Below are 18,387 nucleotides of genomic sequence, written 5' to 3'. Positions count from 1 at the left end.
TTCGACGACGAGCACCCGGAACCGCAGGAGTTCCCGAGCATCGTGGTGACCACTCCCATCGTCGTCGCGCCGGCGATCGACTTCGCCGACGTGCGCGCCGAATTCGACCTCGTCGACGGCTTCCAGTCGGATGCCCTCGACGAGGCACGGCAGGCGGCCGACCGCTACGCGGACGTCCGCGAGGACCGCACCGACCTGCCGCTCGTGACCATCGACCCACCCGGATCGATGGATCTCGATCAGGCGCTGCACCTCGAACGCACCGACGACGGTTTCGTGCTGCACTACGCGATCGCCGACGTGTACGCACTCGTCGAACCGAGTGGCGCACTGGACGCCGAGACGCACCGCCGCGGGCAGACCTACTATCTGCCCGACGGCTCGGTGCCGTTGCATCCACGCGAGCTGTCCGAGGGCACGGCGAGCCTGCTGCCGGACGCCGTCCGCCCGGCGGCGTTGTGGCGGATCGAGACCGACCACGGCGGGGAGCCCGTCGCGGTGAGCGTGCGGCGTGCGCTCGTCCGGTCGGTCGCGCGCATGGACTACGCCGGAGTGCAGCGCGACGCCGACGCGGACAGGTTGCATCCGTCCGTCGAGGCGTTGCCCGACTTCGGCCGGTTGCGCTCGGCCGCGGCGCTCGCGCGCGGCGCGATCGAACTGCGTCTGCCCACGCAGGACGTCGTGCCGCACGGCGACGGCTGGAGGCTGCAGATCGAACCGCGGACCGAGGCCGACGAGTGGAACTCCGAGATCTCGCTGCTCACCGGAATGTGCGCCGCGCAGATGATGATCGACGCCGGGGTCGGTCTGCTGCGCACCCTTCCCGCCGCCGATCCCGCGGCGGTCGACGGGCTGCGTCGCACCGCTCGGTCGTTGGACGTGCCGTGGCCGCCGGAGATGGGAGTCGGGTCCTTCCTCGCCGGACTCGACGCCCACGATCCGCGCACGCTCGTGTTGATGAGCGAAGCGCCGACGCTACTGCGCGGGGCGTCCTATGCCGCCTTCGACGGTGACCTGCCCGAGACCATCCTGCACGGAGCGATCGGCGCGCCCTACGCGCATGTCACCGCGCCGTTGCGCCGGTTGTCCGACCGATACGCCACCGAGGTGTGCCTCGCGGTGTCGTCGGGCCTGCCCGTCCCGGAGGCGGTGCGCGCCGAACTGTCCGCGATGCCGAAGATCATGTCGTCGACCGATTCGCTCGCCGGCAAGGTGAACCGGGCGTGCATCGACCTGGCCGAGGCCGTCGTGCTCGCGCCGCGAGTGGGAGAGACCTTCGAGGCGACGGTGCTGAAGGAAGCCACCGACCGGCATGACGCCGAGGTGTTCGTCGCCTCCGAGACCGTCATCGGCCCGTGCGGCGGGGCACCCGAGGAGGGCAGCACCGTGCGGGTGCGGCTCACCCTCGCCGACCCGCAGGCCCGCAAGATCCGCTTCGACCATGACCGGTGAGACCACGCGGCGGCGACGTCCGGTCGCTGCCGTCCTCGCCGTCGCGGTCGCGTTGTGCGCGGCGCTCGCGGTGCTCGTGTGGTGGATCCTGCCGAACCGGCTGTTCCCCTGGGACAGTGCGTCGTTCCCCGAGATCGACACGTCGGCGTTGACACCGACGCAGGTGCGGATCGTCGAACTGCTCGAGGAGCAGCACGAGGCGCAGAAGCCCGGCACGTTCTACTCGGAGGGTGTCCGCGAACCGTGGTGCGCCGACTTCGTCAGCTGGATCATGCGGGAAGCCGGTGTGCCGCTGTCCAATCCGCATTCGGGCCACTGGCGGATCCCGGGCGTGTACACACTCCAGGAGTACTACGAGCAGACGGGCCGCTACGAACCGGCAGGAACGGGTTACCGGCCGGAGGTCGGCGATGTGGTGCTGTACCACAACAGGATCGGTGTCGGTCAGCGCGAGCACACGAACATCGTCGTCGCCGTCGACGGTGATTCCGCGATCACCGTCGGCGGAAACGAGATGGGCCGCATCCGCGTCCACGAACTCGACGTGACCGGGGACGACGCCGTGGTCGGCTTCGGGCGGTTGCCGGGCTGATCCGGGTCAGCGGAAGGTGTCGGTGGTCTCGACGAGCCGGTGCACGATTCCCGGTTCGGTCGCCGCATGGCCCGCGTCGTCGACGATGTGCAGGCGGGAGAACGGCCACGCCTCGTGCAGGTCGTGCGCGCTGCGCGTCGGGCACACCACGTCGTAGCGGCCCTGCACAATCACGCCCGGGATGTCGCGCAGCAGATGCGCGTCGCGCAGGAGTGCCCCCTCGTCGAAGAAGCCACGGTGGTGGAAGTAGTGGTTCTCGATACGAGCGAAGGCCAACGCGAACCGGGGTTCGGCCGTCTCCGCGACGCGATCCGGGTTCGGCAGCAGTGAACTCGTGGCGCCCTCCCAGGTGGACCACGCGATCGCCGCGTTCAGGGCGACGTCCGGATCGGTCGAGTGCAGCAGGCGGTGGTAGACGTCCACGGGATGCTCGCCGGGCCCAGTGGTGGCGAGCGGGGCACAGAATCCTTCCCACGCCTCAGGGAACAGTTGCCCGGCGCCGCCGTTGTAGTACCAGTCGATCTCGCTGCGGCGCAGCAGGAAGATCCCGCGCAGGACGAGTTCGGTGACGTGCTCGGGGTGCCGCTGGGCGTAGGCGAGGGCGAGCGTCGAGCCCCACGACCCGCCGAAGACCATCCACCGGTCCACACCGAGGAAGGTGCGCAGCCGCTCGATGTCGGCGACCAGATGGTCGGTGGTGTTGACCGACAGATCGGCGCCGTCGGCCACGTGGGGCTGCGACCGGCCGCAGCCGCGCTGGTCGAACAACACGATCCGGTAGGCGCCCGGATCGAAGAAGCGCCGGTGCAGGGGTGCGGTGCCGCCACCCGGACCACCGTGGAGGAAGACCACGGGCTTGCCTTGCGGGTTGCCGCTGACCTCCCAGTACAGCTGCTGGCCGTCACCGACGTCGAGCATGCCCGTCTCGTGCGGCTCGATCGGCGGATACAGTTCGCGTCGCTCCACGGGTCAGAACCCGACGAGACCCGACGCGAGATCGGGGATCTCGAGTGCCTGCACGGCCTCCTCGCGCACCTCCGGGCACTGCGCGGAGGTCGCCGCGTCGATGCGGCCCCGGTCGCCCGCGAGCGCGACGAGGTCGACACCGTTCGCCGCACCCCATTCGCCGACGAGGATGTTGAGGCCACCGCGCCCCACCGAGGGGGTGTAGGTGCGCCAGTTCGACAGCTGGCCCTCGAGGCGTGCACACAGATCTGCGGCCTGCGCCTCGGTGAAGCCACCCGCTCCGGCCTCCGCGGGGCTCGACCCCGCAGCCGATGTCGTCTCCGTCGTCACCGGGGACTCGGTGGACGTGCCGGTCGGTGCCGGGTCCTGGGCCGGCGCGCACGCCGCGAGAACACCTGCCAGCGCGACGGCGACGGCGGGAACGAGACTGGAGCGGATCTGCATGGACACCTCACGGGTCGTACGGTCGGATCGTCGTCGAGTCTGCCACCGGCCGGGGACGGGGCCGTCGGCGGTCAGGACACGGGTGCCGGTCGCAGGCGCCGGACCACCCACTTCTCGAACTCGGCGACGACGAACACCAGCAGGCCCGCCGCGAGCACCTTGCCCCAGTCCGCCCACGAGATCGCGGCGGACCCGAAGATCGCCTGCATGAACGGGGCGTAGGTGAACAACAGTTGCAACGCGGCGCACGCCGCGATCGCAGCAAGCACGTACCGGTTCCCGAACGGCCCGTCGCGGGTGAGGACCGTGTCGCGGATGCGGCGGCTGTTGAGCAGGTAGAACATCTCGGCCACGACGATCGCGTCCACCGCGAGCGTGCGCGCGACCTCCACCGGTGCACCGCGGTCGAGTTCCCACAGGAACAGGCCGAGCGAGCCGACCATCATCAGCACCGACACCATCACCACGCGCCAGACGAAGAAGCGGGACAGCAGTGATTCCCCGGGCGGTCGCGGCCTGCGGAGCATGACCGACTTCTCCGTCGGTTCGAACGCGAGCGCCAGACCGAGGGTGCTGACGGTGGCGAGGTTGATCCACAGCACCTGCGCGGGTGTGAGCGGCAGGGTGAGCTGGAAGAGGATGGCGGCGACGACCACCAGCGCCTCACCGCCGTTGGTGGGCAGCATGAAGAGGACGAACTTCTTCAGGTTGTCGTAGACGCCGCGGCCCTCGCGGACTGCGGCGGCGATGCTCGCGAAATTGTCGTCGGCGAGAACGACGTCGGCCGCTTCCTTGGCGGCCTCGGTTCCGGTCATGCCCATCGCGACCCCGACGTCGGCCCGCGCAAGCGCCGGCGCGTCGTTCACACCGTCGCCGGTCATCGCCACGACGTGACCGCCGGCCTGCAGGGCGCGCACCAGACGGAGTTTGTGCTCGGGACTGGTGCGCGCGAAGATGTCCGTCTCCGCGACGACCCGGCGCAGTTCCGCATCGTCGAGGGTCTCGATCTCGGCGCCGGTCATCGCCCGCGAACCCGTGCCGAGACCCATCTGCGCCCCGATCTCGGCGGCGGTGGCGGCGTGGTCACCGGTGATCATCTTCACCGTGATCCCGGCGCGGTGGCATTCGCGCACCGCCGTGATCGCCTCCTCGCGCGGCGGGTCGATGATGCCGACCAGAGCGAGCATCGTGAAGTCGTGCCGGGCGTCTTCGAAGGCGAGCACGCCGTCCTCCGGTTCGCGGTCGCGGAACGCGAGGGCCAGCACGCGCAGGCCCTGGGCCGCGATCTCGTCGGCGCGGCGGGTCCAGTAGGCCTCGTCGACGGGGCGTACCACGCCGTCGGCGCCGAGCTGGCCGGTGCAGGCGACGAGGACCCGCTCCGGGGCGCCCTTGAGCAGGATGCGTTCGCGGCGACCGTCGTCGTGCGGGTGCAGGGTCGCCATGAACTTGTGTTCGGATTCGAACGGGACGACATCGAGGCGCGGCCACCGCTCGTGGGCCGCCGCGGTGGGCAGGCCGGCCTTGCGGCCGAGGACGACGAGCGCTGCCTCGGTGGGGTTGCCGTGCACCTCCCACACGCCGTCCTCCTCGACCACCTCGGTGTCGTTGCACAGGACACCGGCGCGGACGGCCAGATCGAGTGCCGGGTCGGTGTGCGGATCGACCGGATCGCCACTCTCGGCGGCGATGATCGAACCGATCGGCGCGTAACCGACACCGCCCACCTCGACGGTGCGGTGCGCACACACGACCTTCTGCACGGTCATCTCGTTGCGGGTCAACGTGCCCGTCTTGTCGGAGCAGATCACCGTCACCGAGCCGAGGGTCTCGACGGCAGGAAGGCGCCGGATGACGGCGTTGCGCCGGGCCATGCGTTGCACGCCGAGGGACAGGGCCACGGTCATCACGGCCGGGAGTCCCTCGGGGATCGCGGAGGCGGCCAACGCGACCACGAGGGTGAACATCTCCGCCGGGCTCTCGCCGCGCCACACGACACCGAGCGCGAAGGTCACGGCGGACGCGAGGAGGATGACCGCCGCCAGCCAACGGCCGAAGCGGCCGATCTGCTCGAGCAACGGTGTGGCCGCGCGGTCGACACCCGACAACAGGGCATTGATGCGGCCGAGTTCGGTGTCGGAGCCGGTCGCGATCACCACGCCGTCACCCTGGCCGAAAACCGCGACGGTGCCGGTGAAGCACGTCGATCTGCGGTCGCCGAGTTCGGTGTCGGCGTCGACCGGGTCCGGTGTCTTGGCGACGGGCACGGATTCACCGGTCAGGGCCGCCTCGTCGATGCGCAGCTCACGCGAGCTCAGGATCCGCAGGTCGGCGGGGACGCGGTCGCCGGAGGCGAGGCGCACCACGTCGCCCGGCACGAGATCTGCCGCGGGGATGTCGACGATCCGGCCGTCGCGGTGGACCCGCGTCCGGGGCGCGAGCATGGCACGGATCGAGTCGAGCGCGGACGCGGCGCGACCCTCCTGGACGAAACCGATGAGCGCGTTCACGATCACGGCACCCATCAGGACTGCCGTGTCTATCCAGTGGCCCAGGAACGCGGTGACGACAGCGGCCGCCATCATCACGTACAGCAGGACGTTGTGGAACTGTCGCAGCAGTCGCCACCACCAGCGATCCGAGCGGGGAGCGGGCAGCGCATTGGGTCCGTACAGCTCCCGCCGGCGGGTCGCCTCGGCCGTGGTCAGTCCCGCTTCGGTGGTCTCGAGCCGGGCGAGCGTGTCACCGGAATCGAGTGCGTGCCAGGGGTGGCTCATTACCGGAATTTTACTCAGTGTCGCTTCCGCGGGCACCCCGGGACGGCGGTGATCCCGGACGCACGAGGGGCACCACCGCGGTCGGTGGTGCCCCTCGGCAAACGAGCGATCGTCAGAAGGAGTGCTCGGGCCCCGGGAAGGTGCCCTGCCCGACCTCTGCTGCGTACTGTGTTGCGGCGCGGCGCAGTTCGTCGCCCACCTGTCCGAACTTCTTGACGAACTTCGCGGTCTTCCCGCTCGTGTAGCCGGCCATGTCCTGCCAGACGAGGACCTGGGCATCGCACTCGTTGCCGGCGCCGATGCCGACGGTCGGGATGCTCAGCTTGCGGGTGACCTGCCCGGCCAGGTCGGCCGGCACCATCTCCATCACGACGGAGAAGGCGCCTGCCTCCTGGACGGCGATCGCGTCGGCGACGAGCTGCTCGGCGCCGTCGCCGCGGCCCTGCACCCGGAACCCGCCGAGTGTGTTCACGGACTGCGGGGTGAAGCCGATGTGTGCCTGCACGGGGATGCCGGCGGCGGTGATCGCGGCGATCTGCGGAGCCATCCGCTCGCCACCCTCGAGCTTCACCGCGTGGGCGCCGCCCTCCTTCATGAACCGCACGGCCGTGGCGAGGGCCTGTTCAGGCGAGGCCTCGTACGAGCCGAACGGCAGGTCGGCGACGACGAGCGCGTGCGGAGCACCGCGCACTACGCCGCGGACGAGGGGGAGGAGTTCGTCGACGGTCACGGGCACCGTGGTGTCGTAACCGTAGACGACGTTGGCTGCGGAATCGCCCACGAGCAGGACGGGGATACCCGCCTCCTCGAAGATGCGGGCGGAGGAGTAGTCGTAGGCCGTCAACTCTGCCCAGCGGCGGCCTTCGGCCTTCATCGCCTGCAGGTGATGGACTCGTGTCTTGCGCTTGGGGGTGTCGGCAGGGGCTGAAGCGGAGGCCGCGCCGCCGTATACGGACGTCACGTTGTCGGACATCACTGTCCCTTTCTTCCTCGAGGCCCTCGGGGTCCCCGGGTCGGGTGATGACTGTCTCAGTCTGCCACTCGGCCCGGAGAGCGCGAAGGCCGCGCAGCGGTGCGATTCGTCACACCGAACGACCGCTCGGAAGAGAGTGCAGGTCGTGTCGCTGCAGGTTGACCGGGGCATGGCACGATCGGATCGTGCCCCACCCTGCTCGCGCGCGCATCCGTCGTCTGTCCGTCCTGGCGCTCGTGGCCGCTGCCGCGGCGACCGCGTGCGGTGACACCGCGCAGGAACAACGACAGCCGTCGGCGGTCGGAGTGGTTCCGGGCCTCGAACGGTTCTATGAGCAGGACGTCGACTGGGAGTCGTGCGGGCCGTACGACGCCGACGGACCGATGATGGTGCGGCAGGGTGTGGAGTGCGCACGCATCGAGGTTCCCCTCGACTACGAGGACCCGGACGGTGAGGTGATCACCCTCGCGGTGTCGCGACTGCCCGCCGGCGGCGACCGGATCGGTTCCCTGCTGGTCAACCCCGGCGGCCCGGGCGCCTCGGGACTGTCCACCGCGCTCGCGGCCGACGGCACCGTCCTCGCCGACCGCTTCGACGTGGTCGGCTTCGACCCCCGCGGTGTCGGATCGTCCGAACCGGCGGTCCGCTGCCTCACCGACGCCGAGTTCGACGCCGACCGTGCTGTGGACGACGGGGACACGAGCCCTGAGGGCATCGCCGCGACGGAGAAGCGCAATCAGGAGTACGCGGAGCTGTGCGCCGAACGCAACGGCACGGATCTGCTCGCGCACCTCGGCACGCGCGAGGTCGTGCAGGACATGGACGTCCTCCGCGGGGTCCTCGGGGACGACGCGCTGACCTATCTCGGCTACTCCTACGGCACCCGGCTCGGCACCCTCTATGCCGAGGCCTTCCCGGGCCGGGTGCGGGCGATGGTGCTCGACGGTGCGATCGATCCGGAGCAGGACCCGGTCGAGGAGATCGTGCTGCAGGCCGTGGGCTTCCAGAAGGCCTTCGACGAATTCGCGGCGTACTGTGCGCAGTACGCGGGGTGCCCCCTCGGGGCCGATCCGGCCCGGGCCGCCGAGCGGTTCCGGGGGCTCGTCGACCCGCTGCTCGACGCTCCCGCACCCACGACCGACCCGCGCGGACTGAGTCACCGCGACGCGATCACCGGCGTGCAGCAGGGGTTGTACTCGCCGACGCTGTGGGGGTCGTTGCGCGGCGGGCTGGAGTCGCTCGCGAGCACCGGCACCGGCGACACCCTGTTGCGGCTCGCCGATCTCTACGAAGGGCGGGGCGAGGACGGCACCTACAGCAACATCACCGACGCTTTCAACGCGATCCGGTGCGTGGACGACCCACCGGTGACCGACCGCGCGCTCGCGGGCGAACTCGACACGCGGTTCCGCGCGGCCGCACCCTTCCTCGACGACGGCCGCGGCACCGGATCGGCGGCCCTCGACGTCTGTGCCTTCTGGCCGGTGCCGGCCACCGGGGAACCGCACACTCCCGACGTTCGCGATCTGCCGCCCGTGCTCGTGGTCTCGACGACCGGGGATCCCGCGACCCCCTACGACGCGGGGGTCGAACTCGCCGCCCGGCTCGGTGGTGTCCTGGTGACCTTCGAGGGAACGCAGCACACCGTCGCCCTGGACGGCAACGAGTGCGTGGACACCGCTGTGACCAGCTATCTGGTGGATCTCGAGGTGCCCGCGCGGGATCCTCGCTGTTGACCGGAGGGGCGTGTGAGCGACACGCCATCCGGATGCGCCTGCCGATGTAACACGGAATTAACGGATTGTGCCTAGTCTCGCGGGTATGGATCGCCAGAAGGAGTTCGTGCTCCGCACCCTCGAAGAGCGCGACATTCGGTTCGTGCGTCTGTGGTTCACCGACGTCGTCGGCACTCTCAAGTCGGTGGCGATCGCGCCTGCCGAACTCGAAGGGGCCTTCGAGGAGGGCATCGGCTTCGACGGCTCGGCCGTCGAGGGCTTCTCCCGCATCTCCGAAGCCGACATGGTTGCGCGTCCCGACGCCACCACCTTCCAGGTGCTGCCCTGGAGCGACGACCGGGGCCACCAGTACTCGGCCCGGATGTTCTGCGACATCACCATGCCCGGCGGCACCCCGAGCTGGGCCGATCCCCGCCACGTGCTGAGGCGTCAGCTCAACAAGGCTTCCGATCTCGGGTTCAGCTGCTACGTGCACCCCGAGATCGAGTTCTTCCTCGTCGAGGACGGCCCCGAGGGCAGTGCACCCGTGCCGGCCGACATCGGCGGCTACTTCGACCAGTCGGTGCACCGTTCCGCCCCGCACTTCCGGCGTCACGCCATCGACGCGCTCGAATCCATGGGTATCTCGGTGGAGTTCAGCCACCACGAAACCGCACCGGGCCAGCAGGAGATCGACCTGCGCTACGCCGATGCGCTGTCCATGGCCGACAACGTCATGACCTTCCGCTACGTGGTCAAGGAGATCGCGATGCAGGAGGGCGTGCGGGCCACCTTCATGCCCAAGCCCTTCCGCGACCACGCCGGTTCGGCGATGCACACCCACATGTCGCTGTTCGAAGGTGAGACCAACGCCTTCCACGACCCGGACGACCCGCTGCAGCTCTCGGCGACCGGCAAGGCGTTCATCGCCGGCATCCTCGAACACTCCAACGAGATCAGCGCCGTCACCAACCAGTGGGTCAACTCGTACAAGCGTCTCGTGCACGGGGGAGAGGCACCGACGGCCGCCTGCTGGGGTCCGTCCAACCGCTCCGCGCTCGTGCGTGTCCCGATGTACACCCCGAACAAGGCGTCGTCGCGGCGCGTCGAGATCCGCACCCCCGACTCGGCGTGCAATCCCTACCTCACCTTCGCGGTGTTGCTCGCGGCCGGTCTGCGCGGCATCGAGAAGGGTTACGAGCTCGCACCCGAGGCAGAGGACGACGTGTGGTCGCTGACCTCCGCCGAGCGTCGCGCCATGGGTTACCGCGAACTGCCCACCGATCTCGACATCGCGCTGCGCGAGATGGAGAAGTCCGAACTCGTCGCCGAGACCCTCGGTGAGCACGTCTTCGACTACTTCCTGCGCAACAAGTGGCGGGAGTGGGAGAACTACCGCAGCCAGGTCACCCCGTTCGAACTCGAGCAGTACCTGGGGTTGTAAGCGACGATGGAAACGTGGTGAGACCGCCCAGCGCGCGTTCGGTAGTTCCCGGCCCCGGTCGGCTCGGCCTCGTCGAGCCGACCGCCCCTGCCGAACTCGCTCGACTCGGATGGAACGACGCCGACAGCGTCGAACTGCTGTGGTCGCTGTCCCGTGCCCCGAACGCGGATCTGGCGTTGCGCACTCTCGTGCGACTGGCCGACGCGCTCGGTGACGACTGGACGGACCTCGACTCGGCGCTCCGCACGGACACAGGCCTGCGCGGCCGGCTGTTCGGGCTGTTCGGTGCGTCGTCGGCGCTCGGCGACCACGTCGTCGCCAATCCGGATCGCTGGACGATGCTCGCGGGCAGCGCGGCGCTGCCCGACAAGCACACCTTCACGGCGCGGATGCTCGACAGCGTCGACGCCGAGCCCGAGCCCGACGGGCGGCCCGGCCGGTTGATCCACCGGGCCGGACTCGTCGGCCCACACGCGGTCGCGGCGCTGCGGACCACCTACCGCGACCAGCTCATGCTGATCGCCGCCGCCGATCTCGCCGCGGTGGTCGAGAACGAACCGGTGGTGCCCTATCTCGAGGTCGGTGCGCTGCTCGCCGACCTCGCCGATGCGGCGCTGACCGCGGCGCTCGCGGTGGCCGTGTCCACGGTGATTCCGGACGGCCCGTGCCCGATCGACCTCGCCGTCATCGCGATGGGCAAGTGCGGTGCGCGCGAACTGAACTACGTCAGCGACGTCGACGTCGTGTTCGTCGCCGAACCCGCCGATGCCCGGGCGAGCCGGATCGCCGGCGAGATGATGCGCATCGGCACGTCGGCGTTCTTCGAGGTCGATGCCGCGCTGCGCCCGGAGGGCAAGCGCGGCGAACTCGTCCGCACCCTCGAATCCCATGTCGCGTACTACAACCGGTGGGCCAAGACCTGGGAGTTCCAGGCACTGCTCAAGGCGCGACCGATGACCGGGGATCTCGACCTCGGCCGCCGGTACATCGACGCCATGAGCCCGATGGTGTGGACCGCCTCCGAACGCGAGGACTTCGTCCCCGATGTGCAGGCGATGCGGCGCCGGGTCGAGGAGATGGTCCCGCCCGAACTGCGCGAGCGCGAACTCAAGCTCGGACGCGGCAGCCTCCGCGACGTCGAATTCGCCGTGCAGTTGCTGCAACTCGTGCACGGCCGCGTCGACGAGTCGCTCCGCGTCCCCAACACCGTCGAAGCGCTGTGCGCGCTCGCCGACGGCGGCTATGTAGGCCGCGACGATGCGGCGAACATGCGGGCGTCCTACGAATTCCTCCGCCTGCTCGAACACCGGTTGCAGTTGCAGAGGCTCAAGCGGACCCATACCCTGCCTCCCCCGGAGGACCGCGAGGCGCTGCGCTGGCTCGCCCGTGCCGCCCACATGCGACCGGACGGACGCAAGGACGCGCTCGGCGTTCTCGAATCGGAGATCAAGCGCAACTCGTCGCGGATCCGCAAACTGCACGCGCGCCTGTTCTACCGGCCGCTGCTGGACTCGGTGAGCAAGCTCGACAAGGAAGCGCTGCGGTTGTCGCCCGACGCGGCCGTCCGCCAGCTCGCCGCGCTGGGCTACAACGCCCCGCAGCACGCGATGGAACACCTGGCTGCGCTGTCCGGCGGGGCCTCACGCAAGGCGCGCATTCAGGCGCTGCTGCTCCCGCAGTTGCTCGAATATCTCGGGGAGACAACCGATCCCGACGCCGGTCTGCTCGCCTACCGACGGCTGTCCGATGCGCTCTACGACACCGTCTGGTTCCTGCGGGTGCTGCGCGACGAACCGGCGGTGGCCGAACGCCTCATGACGGTGCTCGGCTCGTCGGCCTATGTCGCCGACCTGCTGGTGAAATCTCCCGACGTCATCCGCCTGTACGCCGACGCCTCGACCGGGCCGCGGCTGCTCGAGGCGAACCCGCCCGAGGTGGCGCGCGCCCTCGTCGCATCGTCGTCGCGCTACTCCGATCCCGCTCGCGCCATCGCCGCCGCGCGTTCGCTGCGCCGCGCCGAACTCGCGCGCGTCGCGAGCGCCGACATCCTCGGCATGCTCGACGTGCCGCAGGTGTGCCGGGCGTTGTCCACGGTATGGGCGGGTGTCCTCGAAGCCGCGCTCGACGCGGTGATCCGGGGCTCGGAACAGTCCCGCGGACCGGCGCCGGCGCGTATCGCGGTGATCGGGATGGGCCGGCTCGGAGGCGGCGAACTCGGCTACGGATCCGACGCGGACGTGCTGTTCGTGTGCGACCCGCTGCCGGACGCCGACGAGACCGATGCGGTCAAGTGGGCCACGAGCATCGCCGAGCAGGTGCGGCGACTGCTCGGCGCGCCGAGCACCGACCCACCGCTCGAGGTCGATCTGGATCTGCGTCCGGAAGGTCGCAGCGGTCCCATCGTCCGGACGTTCGCTTCCTACCGGGCGTACTACACGCAGTGGGCCGAGGTGTGGGAGGTACAGGCGCTGCTGCGTGCACACGCCGTCGCGGGTGACCGCGAGCTCGGCACCCGCTTCCTGCACATGATCGACGACGTGCGCTATCCCGAGGGTGGGGTCTCGCAGGAGGCCGTCCGCGAGATCCGGCGCATCAAGGCACGCGTGGACTCCGAGCGGCTGCCGCGCGGGGCCGACCCGGCCACCCACACCAAACTCGGACGGGGCGGTCTCGCCGACATCGAATGGACCGTGCAGCTGCTGCAGCTCCAGCACGCCTACCGGCTCCCGGCGCTCCGCACGACCTCGACGCTCGAGGCCCTCGACGGCATCGGCGCGGCGGAACTGCTCAGCGCGACCGACGTCGAACTCCTGCGCACGGCATGGATCACCGCGACGGATGCGCGGAACTGTCTCGTGCTCGTCCGCGGCAAACCGACCGACCAGCTCCCGGGGCCGGGGCGGCTGCTCGAAGCCGTTGCCCGCGTGACGGGGTGGCGTGGTGAGGACGCGTCGGAGTTCCTCGACCACTACCTACGCGTCACGCGTCGTGCGCGGGCGGTCGTCGAGCGGGTGTTCTGGGACTGACGGACCGTCAGTCGCAGAAGACGACGAGTGCGAGTCCTCGCCAGACCTCGACCTCGGTCTTGTCCCATTCCTTGTTCTCGTGGTCCCAGTCGTACTCGACCTCGACGTCGTAGCCACGGTCGCGTTGCTCGGTCACCCTGCAGTTCTGCATGGTGCTGCCGGAACGGTTGAGGATGATGTAGGGGACTCCCGCGTCGGAGAGCACGTGCTGTGCCTGCTCCTGCGACATGCCGACGACGGAAATGTCGGTCTGCGCCGCTGCGGTGCCCGCGAGTGCGACGGATAGAGGGACGGGGGACAGCATGACGGCGGCGCATGCTGCCGAAACGAGGGATCTACGCATGGTGGCCTCCCGAGGAGACGTGTCGTTCGGATACGGACCACGTCGCATCCACTCCCCCGCGAGCGGGCGTGACGAACATCACCAAAGCTGTGTCCTCACGGTACACCCGTGTGCAGTACGGCTGTCCAGTCGGTTTCGGCTCGGCGGACCTGCGCACGACCCCCTGCACACGACGGAGCCACCCGCCGAACACGAGGGGTGGCTCCGGGACGGTGCGTCAGGCGCGGTCGTGGACCGTCGGCGCGGTCACTTCTTCAGATCGAAACGATCCAGGTTCATCACCTTCGTCCAGGCCGCGACGAAATCGCGGACGAACTTCGGGCCGGCATCGTCGGTCGCGTAGACCTCGGCGAGCGCCCGCAGCTGCGAGTTGTGCCCGAAGACCAGGTCGACGGCGGTCGCGGTGTATTTGACCTGGTCCGATCCCCGAGCGCGTCCTTCGTAGACGCCCTCGCTGTTCTGCGAGACCTTCCACTCGGTCCCCATGTCGAGCAGATTGACGAAGAAATCGTTCGTCAGGGTCTGCGGCCGGTCGGTGAAGACCCCGTGCTTGCTGCCGCCGTGGTTCGCGCCGAGCGCACGCAGACCGCCGACGAGCACCGTCGTCTCGGGAGCGGTCAGCGTCAGCAGGTTGGCGCGCTCGAGGAACAACTTCTCGGGCGGGAGCTTCTCGCCGCCGCGCAGGTAGTTGCGGAAACCGTCGTGCTTCGGCTCGAGCACCTCGAACGACTCGACGTCGGTCCACTCCTGCGTCGCATCGGTGCGGCCGGGGGAGAACGGAACCGTGATGTCGTGTCCCGCATCCTTGGCGGCCTTCTCCACCGCGGCGTTACCGGCGAGCACGATCAGGTCCGCCAGGGAGACCTTCTTGTTGCCGCCGGAGCCGTTGAAGTCCTGCTGGATGCCCTCGAGGATCTGCAGCACCTGTGCGAGCTGTTCGGGTTCGTTGGCCTCCCAGTTCTTCTGCGGCTCGAGCCGCACGCGCGCGCCGTTCGCGCCGCCGCGCTTGTCGGTGCCGCGGAAGCTCGCAGCCGACGCCCAGGCGGTGGCGACGAGCTGCGGGATCGTCGCTCCCGAGTCGAGGATCTTCGCCTTGAGGGAGGCGGCGTCGCTGTCGTCGATCAGCTCGTGGTCGACCTCCGGCACCGGGTCCTGCCAGATCTGCGGTTCCGGGATCCACGGCCCCCGGTACCGCGAGATCGGACCCATGTCGCGGTGCAGCAGCTTGAACCACGCCTTGGCGAACTCCTGCTCGAGTTCCTCGGGATGGTCGAGCCAGCGCCGGGTGATCTCGCCGTAGACGGGGTCGTAGCGCAACGCGAGGTCGCTGGTGAGCATGCCCGGCGCGTGCTTCTTCGTCGGGTCGTGGGCGTCGGGCACGGTGTCCGCGCCGGCACCGCCTTTCGGCGTCCACTGCCACGCACCGGCGGGGCTCTTGGTCTTCTCCCACTCGTAGGCGTACAGCGTCTCGAGGAAGCTGTTGTCCCACTTGGTCGGAGTGGGCGTCCAGGTGACCTCGAGACCGCTGGTGATCGTGTCGCCACCGACACCGGTGCCGTACGAGTTCTTCCAGCCGAGACCCTGCTGTTCGATCGGGGCACCCTCGGGTTCGGGCCCGAGATTGTCGGCCGGGGCGGCACCGTGAGTCTTGCCGACGGTGTGACCGCCGACGATGAGCGCGGCCGTCTCGACGTCGTTCATCGCCATCCGGGCGAACGTCTCGCGGATGTCGCGTCCGGACGCGAGGATCTCCGGGTTGCCGTTGGGGCCTTCGGGATTGACGTAGATCAGACCCATCTGGACGGCGCCCAGCGGGCCCTGGAGTTCGCGCTCACCGGCGTAGCGTTCGTCGCCGAGCCAGGTGTCCTCCGGGCCCCAGAAGACCTCGTCGGGCTCCCAGATGTCCTCGCGGCCGAACGCGAAGCCGAACGTCGTGAACCCCATCGACTCGTAGGCGCAGTTGCCGGCGAAGACCAGCAGGTCGGCCCAGGAGAGCTTGCGGCCGTACTTCTGCTTGATCGGCCACAGGAGACGACGGGCCTTGTCGAGGCTGACGTTGTCGGGCCAGCTGTTGAGCGGAGCGAACCGCTGCGCGCCCTTGCCGCCACCACCGCGACCGTCGGCGATGCGGTAGGTGCCGGCCGAGTGCCAGCTCATACGGATGAACAGACCCCCGTAGTGACCGAAGTCGGCCGGCCACCAGTCCTGGGAATCCGTCATCAGGTCGATCAGATCCTGACGGAGCGCCTCGACGTCGAGGGATTCGACTTCCTTCGAGTAGTCGAAGTCGGGTTCCAACGGATTGGACAGCGGTGAATGCTGGTGCAGGACCGTCAAATCCAGCTGGTCCGGCCACCAGTCCTGATTGGTCCTCGGCCGGTGCGGTGACGGCTCGGGGGAGGGGACTGCCGGGTTTTCGCTTTCGGACACTGCGGTTTCCTTCCGGATCAGGGTCGATCGGACCGATTCAGGGCTGTTGTCGTGGATCGTCTGTCGAACAGTCGCGGCACAGGCCCCAGAAGACGACGTCGGCCTCGTCGACGTCGAAACCTGCGTCGTCCACCGGTGACAGGCAACGCGAGTCACCGACGGTGTGGTCGACATCCGAGATCACGGCGCAGGACCGGCAGACGAGGTGGTGATGACTGTCGCCGACACGCACCTCGTACCGCGCGTGGAAACCTGCGGGCCGGATTCGTCGGAGCAGGCCGTGTGCCGAGAGTGCGTGAAGGATGTCGTACACGGTGTGCCGACCGATGCCGGGAACGACGGCGCCGACCGCGTCGAAGATGCGATCGGCATCGGCGTGCGGGTGCTCGTGCGCCGCATCGAGCACCGCCAGACGCTGTCGGGTCACGCGAAGACCGGCCGCGCGTAACCGCTCGGAGAAATCCCGCGTCGAGGGCACGTGCCCACTATGGACCACTTTTCTGGAACCGGTCGCGATTTCGCCGGATTCGATGACGAACAAACGATTCTCGCGCGCCGAACCGGGGCTTGCTGCTGCTGCAGCAGGGGCGAACCCCGTTTCGGCGCGCGAGGATGCCGGAGCGGAAGGGGCGCAGACAAGGCGAGAGGCCGCCCGTCCCGGAAGGGACGAACGGCCTCTCGAAGAGTGCTTACCGGACTCGACTCAGCAGTCGAAGTACAGCTGGAACTCGTAGGGGTGCGGGCGCAGGTTGACCGGAGCGATCTCCTGCTCGCGCTTGAGCGAGATCCAGGTCTCGATGAGGTCGGTGGTGAAGACGCCGCCCTCGGTGAGGTACTCGTGGTCGCGCTCGAGGTTGTCGATCACGGCCGACAGGCTGGTGGGGGCCTGCGGGATGTTCTTGGCCTCCTCCGGCGGGAGCTCGTAGAGGTCCTTGTCGACCGGAGCGAGCGGCTCGATCTTGTTCTTGATGCCGTCGAGGCCGGCCATCATCTGCGCCGCGAAGTTCAGGTAGGGGTTACCCGAGGAGTCGGGAGCGCGGAACTCGAGACGCTTGGCCTTCGGGTTGTTGCCCGTGATCGGGATACGCACGGCGGCCGAACGGTTGCGCTGGCTGTACACGAGGTTGATCGGAGCCTCGTAGCCCGGCACCAGACGGTGGTACGAGTTGATCGTCGGGTTCGTGAAGGCGAGCAGCGACGGCGCGTGGTGGAGGATGCCGCCGATGTACCAGCGGGCGAGGTCGGACAGACCCGCGTAGCCGGACTCGTCGTGGAACAGCGGCTTGCCGTCCTTCCACAGCGACTGGTGCACGTGCATGCCCGAGCCGTTGTCGCCGAAGAGCGGCTTCGGCATGAAGGTGGCGGTCTTGCCGTTCTTCCACGCCGTGTTCTTGACGATGTACTTGAACAGCTGCAGGTCGTCGGCTGCGGAGAGCAGCGTGTTGAACTTGTAGTTGATCTCGGCCTGGCCGCCGGTGCCCACCTCGTGGTGGCCGCGCTCGAGCTCGAAGCCGGCGAGCTGCAGGTTGGTGGAGATCTCGTCGCGCAGGTCGACGTAGTGGTCGTACGGAGCGACGGGGAAGTAGCCACCCTTCGGGCGGACCTTGTAGCCGCGGTTCGGGGTGCCGTCGGCGTTGTACTCGGCGCCGGTGTTCCACGAGCCGGAGATCGAATCGAGCTCGTAGAACGCGCCGTTCATCTTCGAGTCGTAGGAGACGGAGTCGAAGATGTAGAACTCGGCCTCGGCACCGAAGAAGGCGGTGTCGGCGATGCCGGTGCTGATCAGGTATTCCTCGGCCTTACGCGCGACGTTGCGGGGGTCGCGGCTGTAGGACTCACGGGTGAACGGATCGTGGACGAAGAAGCTGACGTTCAGGGTCTTGGCGGCGCGGAAGGGATCGATGCGGGCGGTCGTCACATCGGGGAGCAGGAGCATGTCCGACTCGTGGATGGACTGGAAACCCCGCACGGAGGATCCGTCGAATGCCAGGCCGTCCTCGAAGACGTCCTCGTTGAACGCCTTCGCCGGGATCGAGAAGTGCTGTTCGATGCCGGGCAGGTCCGTGAAGCGGATATCGACGTACTCGACGTTCTCTTCCGCGATGTACTTGATGACCTCTTCGGCCGTGGTGAACGCCACGCTTGTGCTCCTTCAGTCGGTGCGCGCCATGGGTGCTGGGCGCCTGCGTCGGATCAGACGTTATGGATCTGGTGTTGCCCGTCCATCA

At 68.9% G+C, this 18,387-nt stretch carries 13 protein-coding genes; 5 read left to right on the top strand and 8 right to left on the bottom strand.

Annotated features, from left to right (window positions below; all coding sequences use genetic code 11):
* Positions 1-42 precede the first annotated feature (42 nt).
* Together RBB84_RS10045 and RBB84_RS10040 are read left to right on the top strand one after the other, a co-directional pair.
* Positions 43-1,452 carry an RNB domain-containing ribonuclease gene (locus RBB84_RS10045; protein ID WP_033097785.1) on the top strand — a complete coding sequence of 470 codons (1,410 nt, stop codon included), beginning with the start codon at positions 43-45 and terminating at the stop codon, positions 1,450-1,452.
* Positions 1,442-2,044 (top strand): CHAP domain-containing protein, encoded by a 603-nt coding sequence (locus RBB84_RS10040; RefSeq protein ID WP_019289798.1) that lies wholly within the window; start codon positions 1,442-1,444, stop codon positions 2,042-2,044. Before RBB84_RS10045 ends, RBB84_RS10040 begins: the two co-directional genes overlap by 11 nt.
* Before the next feature lie 6 nt (positions 2,045-2,050).
* On the opposite strand, the gene pip is transcribed toward RBB84_RS10040, so the two are convergent.
* The 4 genes from pip to panB form a co-directional block, all read right to left on the bottom strand.
* Positions 2,051-3,010: a prolyl aminopeptidase gene (gene pip / locus RBB84_RS10035; protein ID WP_019289797.1), complete on the bottom strand. Its 960-nt coding sequence runs from the start codon at positions 3,008-3,010 to the stop codon at positions 2,051-2,053.
* Positions 3,011-3,013: 3 nt separating this feature from the next.
* Positions 3,014-3,454 carry a hypothetical protein gene (locus tag RBB84_RS10030; RefSeq protein ID WP_033097808.1) on the bottom strand — a complete coding sequence of 147 codons (441 nt, stop codon included), beginning with the start codon at positions 3,452-3,454 and terminating at the stop codon, positions 3,014-3,016.
* A 71-nt stretch (positions 3,455-3,525) separates the two neighbouring features.
* Positions 3,526-6,228, bottom strand: coding sequence for a cation-transporting P-type ATPase (locus RBB84_RS10025; protein WP_033097786.1), 2,703 nt, complete (start codon positions 6,226-6,228; stop codon positions 3,526-3,528).
* A gap of 112 nt (positions 6,229-6,340) precedes the next feature.
* Positions 6,341-7,201: a 3-methyl-2-oxobutanoate hydroxymethyltransferase gene (gene panB / locus RBB84_RS10020; protein WP_033097787.1), complete on the bottom strand. Its 861-nt coding sequence runs from the start codon at positions 7,199-7,201 to the stop codon at positions 6,341-6,343.
* A gap of 185 nt (positions 7,202-7,386) precedes the next feature.
* On the opposite strand from panB, the gene RBB84_RS10015 reads away from it, so the two are divergent.
* The 3 genes from RBB84_RS10015 (at position 7,387) to RBB84_RS10005 (ending at position 13,386) form a co-directional block, all read left to right on the top strand.
* Positions 7,387-8,937 (top strand): alpha/beta hydrolase, encoded by a 1,551-nt coding sequence (locus tag RBB84_RS10015; RefSeq protein WP_064255548.1) that lies wholly within the window; start codon positions 7,387-7,389, stop codon positions 8,935-8,937.
* Positions 8,938-9,022: 85 nt separating this feature from the next.
* A complete protein-coding gene (gene glnA, locus RBB84_RS10010; RefSeq protein ID WP_006554416.1) occupies positions 9,023-10,360 on the top strand; it encodes a type I glutamate--ammonia ligase in 1,338 nt (445 codons plus the stop codon).
* Between the two features lie 14 nt (positions 10,361-10,374).
* Entirely contained in the window at positions 10,375-13,386 is a 3,012-nt protein-coding gene (locus tag RBB84_RS10005) for a bifunctional [glutamine synthetase] adenylyltransferase/[glutamine synthetase]-adenylyl-L-tyrosine phosphorylase (protein ID WP_033097789.1), read from the top strand.
* A 7-nt stretch (positions 13,387-13,393) separates the two neighbouring features.
* On the opposite strand, the gene RBB84_RS10000 is transcribed toward RBB84_RS10005, so the two are convergent.
* The 4 genes from RBB84_RS10000 to glnA (RBB84_RS09985) all read right to left on the bottom strand — a co-directional run bounded on the left by RBB84_RS10000 (position 13,394) and on the right by glnA (RBB84_RS09985) (position 18,299).
* Positions 13,394-13,729: a hypothetical protein gene (locus RBB84_RS10000; protein ID WP_033097790.1), complete on the bottom strand. Its 336-nt coding sequence runs from the start codon at positions 13,727-13,729 to the stop codon at positions 13,394-13,396.
* A gap of 246 nt (positions 13,730-13,975) precedes the next feature.
* Positions 13,976-16,159, bottom strand: coding sequence for a catalase/peroxidase HPI (gene katG / locus RBB84_RS09995; protein ID WP_198162512.1), 2,184 nt, complete (start codon positions 16,157-16,159; stop codon positions 13,976-13,978).
* A gap of 37 nt (positions 16,160-16,196) precedes the next feature.
* Entirely contained in the window at positions 16,197-16,637 is a 441-nt protein-coding gene (locus RBB84_RS09990; RefSeq protein ID WP_052040105.1) for a Fur family transcriptional regulator, read from the bottom strand.
* Between the two features lie 225 nt (positions 16,638-16,862).
* Positions 16,863-18,299, bottom strand: coding sequence for a type I glutamate--ammonia ligase (gene glnA / locus RBB84_RS09985; RefSeq protein ID WP_006554411.1), 1,437 nt, complete (start codon positions 18,297-18,299; stop codon positions 16,863-16,865).
* Between the last annotated feature and the right edge of the window lie 88 nt (positions 18,300-18,387).

It is taken from the genome of Rhodococcus sp. D-6, assembly GCF_040256695.1.
GTDB classification, from domain to species: domain Bacteria; phylum Actinomycetota; class Actinomycetes; order Mycobacteriales; family Mycobacteriaceae; genus Rhodococcus; species Rhodococcus pyridinivorans.
This window is presented reverse-complemented; position numbering and strand designations above follow the sequence as displayed.

Coding starts and splice junctions, on each gene's coding strand:
- RBB84_RS10040 (WP_019289798.1), top strand. CDS start 1,442: ATGACCGGTGAGACCACGCGGCGGCGACGTCCGGTCGCTGCCGTCCTC.
- RBB84_RS10030 (WP_033097808.1), bottom strand. CDS start 3,454: ATGCAGATCCGCTCCAGTCTCGTTCCCGCCGTCGCCGTCGCGCTGGCA.
- RBB84_RS10025 (WP_033097786.1), bottom strand. CDS start 6,228: ATGAGCCACCCCTGGCACGCACTCGATTCCGGTGACACGCTCGCCCGG.
- panB (WP_033097787.1), bottom strand. CDS start 7,201: ATGTCCGACAACGTGACGTCCGTATACGGCGGCGCGGCCTCCGCTTCA.
- glnA (WP_006554416.1), top strand. CDS start 9,023: ATGGATCGCCAGAAGGAGTTCGTGCTCCGCACCCTCGAAGAGCGCGAC.
- RBB84_RS10000 (WP_033097790.1), bottom strand. CDS start 13,729: ATGCGTAGATCCCTCGTTTCGGCAGCATGCGCCGCCGTCATGCTGTCC.